This window comes from Arthrobacter sp. JUb115, assembly GCF_004365035.1.
In the GTDB taxonomy this organism is placed as follows: domain Bacteria; phylum Actinomycetota; class Actinomycetes; order Actinomycetales; family Micrococcaceae; genus Glutamicibacter.
On the sequence record NZ_SOBS01000003.1, the window covers coordinates 83,315 to 96,042 of the forward strand.

A 12,728-nucleotide genomic window follows, 5' to 3' on the forward strand; every position below is an offset into this window, starting at 1 on the left:
TGGGCACAAGGCGATTCGATCGATAGCTACGCGCCCGTTTCCCGGCAACAAATCGGCAACGATTCGGAAATTGGCCCGGGAATCGGTTCACGGCTAGGAGTTCTGCGGCAAGAGCGGGGCGAAAATGCTAGTGCATGAGCAGCAGGAGCGCGGCGACCAGGATGAACAGTACGCCGAAGAGGATGTTCAGCAGCTTGGCGCCGCGGTAGGTCGCGGTGAAGCGCTGGAAGGTGCGGGCCGTGCCGGCAAAGAAGAAGAACATCACCGCGATGTCCACCACGATGACCGTGCCGATGAAGATGGCGTATTGGGCCAGGAGCGGCTGATCGGTGCGGATGAACTGCGGGGTGAAAGCCAAGAAGAAGACGATGGCCTTCGGATTGAGCAGGTTGACCAGGATGCCCCGGTTGAGCATGGACCAGCGGGTCAGGCGGTGCCCGGTGCTGGTTCCATCGGAGGCGACCTCCGGCTTGGAGAGCAGCATGCGGATACCGAGATACACCAGATAGGCAGCGCCTGCGTAGCGGATGATGGCGAACAGCAACGGCGAGCTGGCCACGAGCAAACCGACTCCGGCGGCAACGATCACCACATGGATCAGCAAGGCGATCTGCTGCCCGAGCACGCCCCAAATGGAAGCACGCCAGCCTTGGCGCATCGAATTGCTCATCGTGTTGATGGCTCCGGCCCCGGGGGTGAAGCTGATGACGATGCAGGCGCTGAGAAGGGATATCCAGAGTGAAAGGGTCACTGCTTAAGGCTAGTGTCCGTCGCGCTCTTGGCTGGTTTCGTTGCCCGCTGTGTTACGACTTCTTCGCGCGCGCTGTCCACGCCGGCGACGGCTTCTGCCATGAAGCGGGCTATGACCTGCAGCTGCTGTTCGTCGTAGTGGCTGATCACTTCCCGCATTTTGGCACCTAGCGGCATGAACATTTCCATGCCCTTGCCGCGGGCTTTGGGTGTCATGGCGATGCGGACGACACGGCGATCCCGGTCCGAGCGCTGGCGCTCGATCATTCCCAGTTTTTCCAGGCGGTCGAGCATGGCGGTGGTAGCCGGAGAACTCAGTTGCAGGTCGCGGCTCAGGTCGCGCGGGGAAGGCAGAAGGCTGCGCTGCTCGTATTTCATGATGATTGACAGCGCATTCATATCCGTGCGGTGCGTTGCGTAAAGTGCTCCGGTGGACTCAACGTAGCGGTCCGAGGCTTGGCCGAATTCCTGCAGGAGCATGACCAAATTGTGCTGTTCTCTTGCGCTCATAGGCGCAATCCTAGTCGGAAAAGCATTTAATAGCCTGGGAAGTATTTCTACGATGGAAGTAAGTCTTGTAGTATGGCATTCGGATCGCCCTTTGATCCACCGCCAGCAATCACGAGTGAGGACGGATCAGTGGCGCATGTAGCGAAAACCGACCAGCCATCGGGCAAGAAGCGATTGGACAAGAAGGGTATCGGCATCAGGGCAGGAATCTACGCCCTGCTGATCATCCTCTGGCTGGGTGTAGCCGGAATCGGCGGCCCGACCTTCGGCAAGCTTTCCGAGGTCCAGACCAACGACCAGACCTCCTTCCTCCCGGCCACCGCCGAAGCAACCGAAGCCCTGGAATGGCAGAACAAATTCCGCTCCACCGAAGCAATCCCAGCGGTGGTCCTGCTCACCAGCGATGGCGAGGTCAGCAAGGAAACTGCTGGAGGGATCGGCGAGGCGCTGAAGGACTTCACGCATCTGGACGGGCAGATCACCGGGCCCTTCCTCTCCGAAGACGGCAAGGCCGCTGAATTCATCGTTCCGGTCTCCGGCGAGGTGGAGGCCGATACCGGAGTCGAAGAGCTGCGGGCGCTCCTGGCTGCCGAGAAGCCCGAGGGCACCACCGCCTATGTCACCGGGCCGGCAGGCTTCAGCGCCGACCTGGTCGAGGCCTTCGGCGGCATCGACGGCGTGCTGCTGGGCGTGGCCCTGGTAGCTGTGCTGGTGATCCTGCTGCTGGTCTACCGTTCGATCCTGCTTCCCTTCACGGTGCTGCTCACCTCGGTCGTCGCGCTGTGCGCGGCAATTGTCGCGGTGTACTTCATGGCATCCGAAGGCTGGATCCGGCTCGACGGCCAGGCCCAGGGCATCTTGTCCATCCTGGTCATCGGTGCGGCTACCGACTACTCGCTGCTGTTCGTGGCCAGGCACAAGGAAGCGCTCATGGCCGGCCAGGACAAGTGGCAGGCCGTGGCTTCCGCATGGAAAGGCTCGCTGGAACCGATTGTCGCTTCGGGCGGCACCGTGACGGTGGGCCTGCTGTGCCTGCTGTTCTCCGATCTGAACTCCAATAAGGCACTGGGACCCATTGGCGCCTCGGGCATCATCTTCTCGATCGTTGCCGCGTTGACGTTCCTGCCGGCGGTGCTCGGCTTGCTGGGACGGGCCGCTTACTGGCCCTTCCCGCCCAAGCCGGTGGCCGTGGACGCCCAAGGCCAGGAGAAGGAAGGCCTGTGGGGCCGCATTGCGCGGTTCGTTGCCAGCCATCCGCGCCCGATCTGGATCATCACCGCTCTGGTGCTCGCCGTGGGAGCGCTGGGCATGACCCAGCTCAAGGCCCATGGCGTGCCGCAGAGCGAGCTGGTGGTAGGCGGTTCGGAGTCGCGTGACGGGCAGATCGCCCTGGGCGAGCACTTCCCTGGCGGCTCGGGATCCCCGGCCACGGTGATTGTCGATGAAGCCGAAGCGCAGACGGCCCTGGAAAAGGCCCTTGATGTCACCGGCGTGGATTCGGCCTACTTGCAGGCTGAAGACGGCGGACCGGCCATGGCCGCCCGCGGGGCCGAGCCAATGAGCGTCGAAGGCCGCAACCTGATGTCGGTGACGCTGGCCGATGCGGCCGACTCGGATGCCGCCAAGCAGACCGTGGTCGAGCTGCGCGAGCAGCTGCATGCGGTCGACGCCGACGCGCTGGTCGGCGGCACCACTGCGACCCAGCTCGATACCAATGAGACGGCCATCGCGGATCTGTTCAAGATCATTCCGATTACCCTCCTGGCCATCTTGCTGATCTTGATGCTGCTGCTGCGTTCCATTCTGGCTCCGGTGCTGCTGATCCTGACCACCGTACTGTCCTACGGCACGGCGATGGGTGTCAGTGCGCTGGTCTTCAACAATGTCTTCGGCTACGTGGGTGCCGATCCATCCGTACCGCTGTTCGGCTTTGTCTTCCTGGTGGCGCTGGGCGTTGACTACAACATCTTCTTGATGACCCGTGTGCGCGAGGAATCCTTGAAGCGCGGAACCCGTGAGGGCATGCGGGTGGGCTTGAAGGTCACCGGCGGCGTGATTACCTCCGCCGGCGTGGTGCTTGCCGCTACCTTCGCCGCACTGGGTGTGGTGCCAATCATGTTCCTGGGCCAGTTGGGCTTCATCGTGGCCTTCGGGGTGCTCTTGGATACCTTCGTCGTGCGAAGCCTGCTGGTGCCGGCGCTGGTCGAAGAAATCGGACCAAAGGTCTGGTGGCCCTCGAAATTGGCGAAGAAGGAATTCGAGCTGAATTAGGCAGCGCGGCGGCCTGTCCCGGGATCCCTAGTGGTGAACGTCTCCCGGGGCAGCAGTGCAAAGCGGGGCCGCTCACAGACGGGCCCCGCTTTCGCACTGTAGTATGGATACTTGTGCGTCACCGGAAAATTCTGTGGCGCATGCGTCGACAGTTTAGATTTCCCTCCTGTGAATCGCCCGGAAAACCTCCGCCGGTCCACTTTTGGCAGCAGGCCTTCCTTGGCCTTGCATGTTGCGGACTTCCTCCTGGCTCGGCGAAACCCAACGCCTGAAGCAGGCGTGCGAATCAGAGAGAAAGTTTGAATATGTCCGTAACTTTTAGCGCCCTCGGCGTGCCCGAATACCTGTCGAAGGTCCTTGCTGCCAGCGGAATCGAAGCCGCTTTCCCGATCCAGGAAGCCACCTTGCCTTCGACCTTGGCCGGCGGCGACGTCCTGGGCCGCGGCCAGACCGGCTCCGGCAAGACTTTGGCCTTCTCGCTGCCCCTGGTAGCCCGGCTGGCAGATCGCCCACAGCGCCGCAAGGCCCGTTTCCCACGCGCGCTGATCATGGCTCCAACCCGTGAACTGGCGACCCAGATTGCCAAGACCGTTGACCCCCTGGCAAAGGCCGCAGGCCTGCGTACCACCGTGATCTACGGTGGCGTGGCCCAGAGCCGCCAGGAAAAGGCCATGAACGAGGGCGTGGACATTGTCATCGCCTGCCCGGGCCGCCTGGATGACCTGATCAAGCAGAAGGTCGTGGACCTGTCCCAGCTGGAAATCTCCGTGCTGGATGAAGCCGACCACATGGCCGACATGGGCTTCCTGCCTGTAGTTCGCCGCATCATGGACCGCATGCCAACCGGCATCCAGCACATGCTGTTCTCCGCTACCTTGGACAACGGTGTGGACAAGGTGGTCAAGCGCTACCTGAGCAACCCGACCATTCACTCGGTGGATGCACCCAAGGCCGCTGTGAACACCATGGAGCACCACGTCTTCGTCATCGGCAACGATGATAAGAAGGACCTGATCCGCGTTCTGGCCCAGGGCACTGCCCGTCGCATCATGTTCATGCGCACCAAGCACCACGCCAAGAAGATGGCGCTCACCCTGTCCAAGGCTGGCGTTCCGGCGGTAGACCTGCACGGTAACCTCTCGCAGAATGCCCGTGACCGCAACCTTGCTGCTTTTGCTTCAGGCGAGGCGAAGGTTCTTGTCGCCACCGACGTAGCCGCTCGTGGCGTGCACGTTGATGGTGTGGAGCTGGTTGTCCACGTTGATCCACCAGCAGAGCACAAGGCCTACACCCACCGCTCCGGCCGTACCGCACGTGCGGGTTCGGATGGAACTGTAGTGACCATCTGCACCCCTGATCAGCAGGGCGACGTTTCGACTTTGCTGAAGCAGGCCGGACTGAAGGTGCCTTTCGAAAAGGTCAACCTGAATTCTCCGGTTGTGGCCAAGGTCGTCGGCGAAGTTGCCGAGCCGGTTGCCTACGTTGCTCCGGTTCAGCAGAAGCGCAATCCTGCCAAGAGCAAGCCTGCCGGTGAAGGTGCCGGCCGCGGTGGCCGCGGCCAGCGCCCGGCGCGTGGCGCCAAGCCAGCTGCCGAAGCCCAGGGCCGTGGCGGCGAACGCCGCCGTACGGAACGTGACGGCGCTAGCCAGGGCGAGCGTCCAGCGCGCAGCGCCCGCGGTGCGAACTCCGACCGTCCAGCCCGCGGCGCACGAGGTGCCAACGCTGAACGCCCGTCGAGCCCTTCGCGCTCACCGCGAACCGGCGGCCGCAATGCCGCTGGCGGTGCAACCGGTGGCCGTTCGCGTGGCCCGCGTCGCGCATCGAGCCCAGCTGGTCGTGGCAACTAGGCGCTGGCACTAATCCTTGCGGAGTACTCCCTCGCATCCATCCCAATGGATGCGGGGGAGTTTTGCGTTATACCCGGGAAATTGCGCGTCAAAAGTTTAGCTCCGCTGATTGATCCCTCCTCGACTAGGCGATACATAGGATTGAAGCAACGAGTCGCCGATTAACCTTCACCGCTTCAGGAGCACCAGCCATGATTGAATCCCTGCAGAACTTCGCCGCGTCCTTCCCAGAACCGCTACAGTTCTTGGCTGTTGCTTTGCTAGCTGCCATTCCGCTGATCGAGTCCTACTTTGGTTCGGCCATTGGCGTGGTCATCGGTGTTCCGGTGGTTGCTGCCATCGCCACCGCCGTGATCGGCAACGTGATTTCCATGCTGTTGTTCGTCAACAGCGCCCACGCCGTGCGCAACAAGGTTCGCAAGGGCAAGGACTCGGAGAAGAAGGAACGCAAGTTCGAGAAGCTGCGCCGAGCTTTCGATAAATACGGCATTGCCGGGGTGAGCCTTCTGGGGCAGACCATCCTGCCTTCGCAGGTGACCTCGGCTGCCTTGGTCTCCTTCGGCGCCAATAAGCAGAAGGTGATCATCTGGCAGATCATCTCGATTATCTTGTGGGGCACCGCGTTTGGCGTTCTGGCTGCCCGGGGAATTAGCCTGATGGGCTAACCGGAACTCGCTGAAAGCGAACAAGCCGTCCTCGAACCAACGAGGACGGCTTGCTTTCCAGTGGCTATGGAATGCCAAGGGATTACTTGCGGCGTCCAAAAGCAAAATAGGCGATGGGGCCAAGGAAATTGATCATGCTGGCCGCTGCCCATGCCGGCTTTGGACCCTTGACTTGTTCGGCAGGGCGCTTGTACAAATCCCGCAGTGCCGCAACCATCAAGGTCAGCTCGGCAATTGCCGCAGAGGCGACCGCGATCTTTCCGCCCGGTGGCAGATCCTGGAACTTGCGCTTCGTTTCCATGAGGTGGCTCCTAGCTGCCGCTTTTCCCGCCCGCTGGAAGCGTTGAAAGCGGATGAATGAAAAATTTTTTCAGGACGGGAATTATTCTCTCACCACCGCAGTTGAAATGAGCAGAACGCAAAGTTGAGTCACCTTCGCTCAAGTTGATTTGACAGCCGAAAGTGGCTGAGTAAACTTGAGTGCAGAACGCTCAATGAGGATAAATGTCCTCAGCGTTAGTACTTTCAACCAAGGCAAAGGAGAGCCATTATGTCGCGTGCCGTAGGTATCGACCTAGGAACCACCAACTCCGTCGTTTCCGTGCTCGAAGGTGGTGAGCCAACCGTTATCGCAAACGCGGAAGGCAACCGCACTACCCCGTCGATCGTTGCTTTCTCGAAGAGCGGCGAAGTCCTGGTTGGCGATATCGCCAAGCGCCAGGCCGTCAACAACATCGACCGCACCATCGCATCGGTCAAGCGTCACATGGGTACCGACTGGACCATTGACGTTGACGAGAAGAAGTACACCGCTCAGGAAATCTCGGCTCGTACCCTGATGAAGCTGAAGAACGACGCTGAGTCGTACCTGGGCGAGAAGGTCACCGACGCGGTGATCACCGTTCCTGCATACTTCAACGACGCAGAGCGCCAGGCCACCAAGGAAGCTGGCGAGATCGCCGGCCTGAACGTCCTGCGCATCGTCAACGAGCCAACCGCAGCTGCGCTGGCTTACGGCCTGGAAAAGGGCCAGGAAGACGAGCTCATCCTGGTCTTCGACCTCGGTGGCGGCACCTTCGACGTTTCCCTGCTGGAAGTCGGCAAGGACGACGACGGCTTCTCGACCATCCAGGTCCGCTCTACCGCAGGCGATAACCGCCTGGGCGGCGACGACTGGGATCAGCGCATCGTGGATTGGCTGCTGGCCCAGGCCAAGGCCAAGGGCGCGGACCTGTCCAAGGACAAGATCGCGCTGCAGCGCCTGAAGGAATCTGCTGAGCAGGCCAAGAAGGAACTGTCCTCGGCTACCAGCACCAACATCTCGCTGCAGTACCTCTCGGTGACCCCGGAAGGCCCAGTGCACCTGGACGAGCACCTCTCGCGTGCCAAGTTCCAGGACCTGACCAAGGACCTGCTGGAGCGCACCCGCAAGCCATTCAACGACGTCATCGCCGAGGCAGGCGTCAAGGTTTCGGACATCGCCCACGTGATCCTGGTTGGCGGTTCCACCCGCATGCCAGCCGTTGCCGAACTGGTCAAGGACCTGGCCGGCAAGGAAGCGAACAAGGGCGTGAACCCAGATGAGGTTGTCGCCGTGGGCGCAGCGCTGCAGGCAGGCGTGCTGAAGGGCGAGCGCAAGGACGTTCTGCTCATCGACGTCACCCCACTGTCCTTGGGTATCGAGACCAAGGGCGGCGTGATGACCAAGCTGATCGAGCGCAACACCGCGATCCCGACCAAGCGTTCGGAGACCTTCACCACCGCCGAGGACAACCAGCCTTCGGTATCCATCCAGGTCTTCCAGGGCGAGCGCGAGTTCACCCGCGACAACAAGGCGCTGGGCACCTTCGAGCTGACCGGTATCGCACCGGCTCCTCGCGGCATCCCGCAGGTTGAGGTCACCTTCGACATCGACGCCAACGGCATCGTGCACGTATCCGCCAAGGACAAGGGCACCGGCACCGAGCAGTCGATGACCATCACCGGTGGTTCCTCGCTGTCCAAGGAAGACATCGAGCGCATGGTCCAGGAAGCTGAAGCACACGCCGAAGAAGACAAGGCACGCCGCGAGGCCGCTGAGACCCGTAACGCCGCTGAGCAGGCTGCCTACTCCGTAGACAAGCTGATCAAGGACAACGAAGACAAGCTGCCTGAAGAGGTCAAGACCGAGGTCCAGGCTGACGTCGACGCCCTGAAGGCTGCCCTGGAGAAGCAGGACAACGACGACGAGGTCAAGGCCGCGTTCGAGAAGCTGCAGGCATCGCAGACCAAGCTGGGCGAGGCAATCTACGCCAACGCGCAGGCCGAGGGCGCCCAGGCTCCTGAGGGCGAGCAGGCACCGAACGCTGATGAAGACATCGTCGACGCCGAGGTCATCGACGAAGACGAAGCCGACAAGAAGTAAGGAGTTTAGGAATATGTCCGAGGCAAAGGACCAGAACGAGAACTCCGGCCAGGAGCCGGAGAACCAGCCAGAGGCCGCCAACGAGCAGCCAACCGCTGACGCCCTGGGTCAGGCCGAGGCGATCCTGAACGAAGCTGCTGCTGGCGCTGAAGCCGATTCGGCGCAGCCGGAAGAGGCCGGTGCGGTGGAAACCGAACTGCGCAACGACCTGCTGCGCCTGCAGGCCGAATACGTCAACTACCGCAAGCGCGTGGAACGCGACCGGGCCGTAGCGCGTGAAAACGCCGTGCAGTCAGTGCTCAACACCCTGCTTCCGGTGCTTGACGACATCGATGCGGCGCGAGCCCACGGCGACCTCGCCGACGGCCCGTTCGCATCGATCGCCAACAAGCTGGATGGAATTCTGGCTCAGCATGGCCTGGAGCGCATCAACGAGGCCGGCGTGGAATTCGACCCGAACATCCACGAAGCCCTGCTTCGCCAGGCTGTTGACGAGATTCCAGCCGACCACGTGGGACAGGTGCTGCGCACCGGTTACCGCAAGGGAACCATCATCCTGCGTGCAGCTCAGGTGCTGGTAGCAACCGGCGAATAGCCACGAATAGCACAATCGATACTGCCCACTGCCGAGTCTTCGACAGTGGGCAGTGTCGAATTGGCACTGAAAGGATGGGGCCCTGATGGCAAGTCAGGACTGGATCGAAAAAGACTTTTACGCCATTCTGGGCGTCTCCAAGGACGCCAGCGAGGCGGACATCAAGAAGGCGTACCGCAAGCTTGCGCGCAAGTACCACCCGGATACCAACCAGGGTGATGCGGCCGCTGAAAAGAAATTCAAGGACATCTCCGAAGCCAACTCGGTGCTTTCGGACAAGGAAGAGCGCGAGCAGTACGACGCGATCCGCGCCATGGGCGGCGGAGCGCGATTCTCTGCTGGTGGCGGACCGGGCGGCCCCGGCGGGCAAGCCGGCTTCGAGGACATCTTCTCCAACCTCTTCGGAGGCGGCGGAGCGGGCCCACGTGGCCGCGGCGGGCAGCCGGACTTCTCCGACCTCTTCGGTGGTGGCGGCGGTTTCGGTGGCGGCGGCTTCGGCCAGAGCGCACCACCGCGCAAGGGTGCTGACCGCACGGCGAGCACCACGATTTCCTTCTCCGGATCAATTAAGGGCACCACCATTGGCCTGCGCGAGCAGAATGGCGAGGTCATTGACGTGCGCATACCGGCGGGCATCAAGGATGGCCAGTCGGTGCGCGTGCGCGGCAAGGGCCAGCCTGGTGCTGCCGGCAACGGCGACCTGCTGGTCAAGGTCAAGGTCAGCGAGCACCCGTTCTTCAAGCGCGAAGAGAACAACATCCGCATCCACGTGCCGGTGACCTTCGCTGAAGCGGTGCTTGGAGCAAAGATCCACGTACCGACCCTGGACGGGGATTCCGTTGCGGTGAAGGTTCCCGCTGGATCCAACTCCGGGCGCACCTTGCGTCTGAAGGGCCGCGGCGTGAAGACCTCCAAGGCCACCGGCGATCTGCTGATCGTCCTGGATGTCGCGATTCCGCAGAACCTCTCGGATGCTGCAAAGAAGGCCGTGGAGGACTTCGCATCAGCCACCGAGGGCGAGGATCCACGAGTGGATTTGGCTGCCAAAGCCAAGCTCTGAACCCAATAGGCTGTCTTCCCTGCCCCGTCATCGAATTGGCTGGGCAGGGAAGATAGACTCGAAGGCAATAGGGACCGAATCCAAGGTCCTTGCAGAAAGGTGGTAGAAGCAACGTGAACGGGGAGTACCTGCGACCTGTCTTCGTCATTTCCGTCGCCGCGCAACTTGCAGACATGCATCCGCAGACGCTGCGCCAGTATGACCGCATTGGTTTGGTTTCGCCCAGCCGCCAGAGCGGAAAGCAACGCCGCTACTCGCAGCGCGACGTATCACTGTTGCGCCAGGTGCAGGCCCTGAGCAAGGAAGGCGTCTCGCTCGAGGGCATCAAGCGCATCCTGGACCTGCAAGATCAAGTCGCCTATCTGCAAACCGAAGTCAATGGGCTTCGCCAAGAACTTTCCGCCGTACGCCAGGGCCAATCTCGCATCTTCGCTGCGGGCACCGCTGGAGGCGACATCGTTTCGTTGGCTAGGGGCATGCGCCCTGAACGCCGTGAACCGACCGTGACGCTGTTTACCGCGCGCCGCGCTATCGGACGCTAGATCCGTCCGTGCCGGGCCAAGCGCGCTTCCAATTGGGTGCGCACGGCAGGCCATTCGTGCGGGAGTATTGAGAACATCACCGTATCGCGCAGGGTGCCGCTCTTTGGATCATATTTGTGATTGCGCAGCACGCCATCCTGCTTGGCGCCGAGCCGTGCAATCGCGGCGCGTGAAGCGGCATTGTGCCAGTGCGTGCAGAAAGCCACTGAATAGCAATCCAGTTCCTCGAAAGCCCGGCGCAGCAGCATGAACTTGGCAGCTGGATTGATCCCGGTGCCTTGGGCTGGCATGGCCAGGAACGTTGAGCCGATTTCCACGCGGTGATTTGCCGCGTCGATATTCAAGTAAGTCGTGGCCCCCACCGCTTTGCCGGTGGACAGGTCGATGATCGCAAAGGGAGCCATCTCGCCAGTTTCCTGCAATGCCAAGCGGCGCTGGATATCCAAGCGCATGGATTCGGCCGATGGAGTGGTGGCAAACCACGCTTCATCCAACTGGCCGTTGGCTGCGAGCTGGATCAGATCCGGGGCGTGGTCCATTGACAATTGTTCTAGCCGCACCCCGGCATAGTCCATTCTCGGAGCTTGGGCGTAGTGCAGACTTTGCGCAGAAGAAGAGGCCATGGAATCCATCCTATGGATTCCATGGCCTCTTCAATGCTTTATTTCGGCGACTAGCCGATGCGGGTGTACGCCAGATCGAAGACCAGACGACCAGCCTTGAGCGCCTTGCCTTCGAAGCTGGTCAGGATCCGGCGCTCGAAACGCGGGGCCCAGCCACCCTGGGCATCGGTGAATTCTGGCTCGGGGTCGAAGCCTTCCATGCCCTCGCGGCGCACCTTGGTCAGGTTGCTCTCAGTGCCGGACAGATTGCCATGATGCTGGTTCTCGAAGTCCGGATGGGCTTCGAGGACTTCGCGCATTTGCTCGGCGTAGTTGGACCAGTCGGTGGCCAAGCGCAGGGTGCCTCCCGGCTTGAGCACGCGGGAGACCTTGTCCAGGAACGAGGCCTTGATCAGGCGACGCTTATGGTGGCGCGGCTTGTGCCATGGATCTGAGAAGAAGATCCAGATCTCATCGGCGCTGTTCTCGTCCAGCATGACATCCAGAACCTCTGGGGCATTGGCCTGCACTGCGCGGACGTTGGTGATGCCGAAAGACTCGACCTTCAGCATCAGCTGGGCCAGGCCCGGACGGTAGACCTCAACGGCGAGGTAGTTGCGCTCGGGATCATCCTTGGCGGCGTTGGCGATGCATTCGCCCAGGCCGGTGCCGATCTCCACGATCAGCGGTGCGGTGCGTCCGAAAGCCTCGGCAGGATCGAGCTGGAAGTCATCGGCAACCGAAGTGTCGGCGATCTTGCGGGGCGGCTCAATGACGTACTGATCGGCATTGCGCTCCCAGGCGCTGGCACGGCGGCCCTGCAGGCGGTTGCCGCGGCGCACGAAGGATACCGGCTCGGCACGGAAAAGGTCTGGGTTCCTAGGGGCAGTGCCGTGGGCTGGGCGCTGCTGCTCGCTCGATTCGCTCATGATGATTAATCCTATCCGAGCAAGCTGCTTCGATGCTTGCCGAACGGTAGGGGATTGGACACCCCTAGAAGAAAATCGGGGGGATCCCCGATGGAGTAAAACAGGCAAAAGACAGAGAATATAACCATGACTGATTTAGTGCGCGGTATTCTCAACATTATTTGGCTGCTTTTCGGCGGCCTGTGGCTGGCCTTGGGCTACGTGTTGGCAGGCATCATCTGCTGCGTGCTGATCGTGACCATTCCATTCGGCATCGCCTCGTTCCGCATTGCCGGCTATGCGCTGTGGCCGTTTGGCCGCACCGTGGTCGACAACGGCCCGGTAGGCGCGTTCTCCACCCTGGGCAACATCATCTGGATCATTTTTGCTGGTATCTGGATTGCCGTTGGGCACGTGGTAACCGCGATCCCGATGTTCATTTCGATTATCGGCATCCCGCTGGGGATCGCAAACTTGAAGATGATCCCGGTTTCCCTGATGCCTCTGGGCAAGGTCATTGTGCCTTCGGACTATTTCATCGGCGGTGTTCGCCGCTAGGCTGCGCCAAGACAGC

The 12,728-nt window shown here is 61.6% G+C and carries 13 protein-coding genes; 8 read left to right on the top strand and 5 right to left on the bottom strand.

What is annotated here, in order from left to right; translation table 11 throughout:
* Window positions 1–127: 127 nt before the first annotated feature.
* Window positions 128–751, bottom strand: coding sequence for a LysE family transporter (locus EDF61_RS05870; RefSeq protein WP_133833557.1), 624 nt, complete (start codon window positions 749–751; stop codon window positions 128–130).
* Window positions 748–1,260 (bottom strand): MarR family winged helix-turn-helix transcriptional regulator, encoded by a 513-nt coding sequence (locus tag EDF61_RS05875; protein WP_133833558.1) that lies wholly within the window; start codon window positions 1,258–1,260, stop codon window positions 748–750. The genes EDF61_RS05870 and EDF61_RS05875 overlap by 4 nt, the downstream gene beginning before the upstream one ends.
* A 129-nt stretch (window positions 1,261–1,389) precedes the next feature.
* Between EDF61_RS05875 and EDF61_RS05880 the strand changes: the two genes are divergently transcribed.
* From EDF61_RS05880 to EDF61_RS05890, 3 genes are all read left to right on the top strand, one after another.
* Window positions 1,390–3,531 (top strand): MMPL family transporter, encoded by a 2,142-nt coding sequence (locus EDF61_RS05880; protein ID WP_133833559.1) that lies wholly within the window; start codon window positions 1,390–1,392, stop codon window positions 3,529–3,531.
* 305 nt (window positions 3,532–3,836) lie between these two features.
* Window positions 3,837–5,378, top strand: coding sequence for a DEAD/DEAH box helicase (locus EDF61_RS05885; RefSeq protein ID WP_133833560.1), 1,542 nt, complete (start codon window positions 3,837–3,839; stop codon window positions 5,376–5,378).
* Window positions 5,379–5,569: 191 nt separating this feature from the next.
* Complete coding sequence (locus EDF61_RS05890) at window positions 5,570–6,043, top strand: small multi-drug export protein (RefSeq protein ID WP_105657003.1); 474 nt, start codon at window positions 5,570–5,572, stop codon at window positions 6,041–6,043.
* 82 nt (window positions 6,044–6,125) lie between these two features.
* Here the strand turns inward: EDF61_RS05890 and EDF61_RS05895 are convergent, their stop codons facing one another.
* The gene (locus EDF61_RS05895) at window positions 6,126–6,344 is read right to left on the bottom strand and encodes a PLD nuclease N-terminal domain-containing protein (RefSeq protein WP_105657002.1); all 219 of its coding nucleotides are present in this window, start codon (window positions 6,342–6,344) and stop codon (window positions 6,126–6,128) included.
* Between the two features lie 249 nt (window positions 6,345–6,593).
* Here EDF61_RS05895 and dnaK point away from each other — a divergent pair, with 249 nt between their 5' ends.
* The 4 genes from dnaK to EDF61_RS05915 all read left to right on the top strand — a co-directional run bounded on the left by dnaK (window position 6,594) and on the right by EDF61_RS05915 (window position 10,644).
* Window positions 6,594–8,447, top strand: a complete 1,854-nt coding sequence (gene dnaK, locus EDF61_RS05900; protein ID WP_105657001.1) for a molecular chaperone DnaK — start codon at window positions 6,594–6,596, stop codon at window positions 8,445–8,447.
* Between the two features lie 13 nt (window positions 8,448–8,460).
* Complete coding sequence (locus EDF61_RS05905) at window positions 8,461–9,042, top strand: nucleotide exchange factor GrpE (RefSeq protein WP_105657000.1); 582 nt, start codon at window positions 8,461–8,463, stop codon at window positions 9,040–9,042.
* A gap of 85 nt (window positions 9,043–9,127) precedes the next feature.
* Complete coding sequence (locus tag EDF61_RS05910; protein ID WP_105656999.1) at window positions 9,128–10,102, top strand: DnaJ C-terminal domain-containing protein; 975 nt, start codon at window positions 9,128–9,130, stop codon at window positions 10,100–10,102.
* A 113-nt stretch (window positions 10,103–10,215) separates the two neighbouring features.
* On the top strand, window positions 10,216–10,644 hold the full coding sequence (locus EDF61_RS05915; RefSeq protein ID WP_105656998.1) for a heat shock protein transcriptional repressor HspR: 429 nt from the start codon (window positions 10,216–10,218) through the stop codon (window positions 10,642–10,644).
* Here EDF61_RS05915 and EDF61_RS05920 read toward each other — a convergent pair.
* Together EDF61_RS05920 and trmB are read right to left on the bottom strand one after the other, a co-directional pair.
* The gene (locus tag EDF61_RS05920) at window positions 10,641–11,267 is read right to left on the bottom strand and encodes a GNAT family N-acetyltransferase (protein WP_105657088.1); all 627 of its coding nucleotides are present in this window, start codon (window positions 11,265–11,267) and stop codon (window positions 10,641–10,643) included. The two genes, EDF61_RS05915 and EDF61_RS05920, sit on opposite strands and share 4 nt — an antisense overlap.
* Before the next feature lie 50 nt (window positions 11,268–11,317).
* Window positions 11,318–12,175 carry a tRNA (guanosine(46)-N7)-methyltransferase TrmB gene (gene trmB / locus EDF61_RS05925; RefSeq protein WP_133833561.1) on the bottom strand — a complete coding sequence of 286 codons (858 nt, stop codon included), beginning with the start codon at window positions 12,173–12,175 and terminating at the stop codon, window positions 11,318–11,320.
* A gap of 126 nt (window positions 12,176–12,301) precedes the next feature.
* Here trmB and EDF61_RS05930 point away from each other — a divergent pair, with 126 nt between their 5' ends.
* Entirely contained in the window at window positions 12,302–12,712 is a 411-nt protein-coding gene (locus tag EDF61_RS05930; protein WP_105656996.1) for a YccF domain-containing protein, read from the top strand.
* Window positions 12,713–12,728 lie beyond the last annotated feature (16 nt).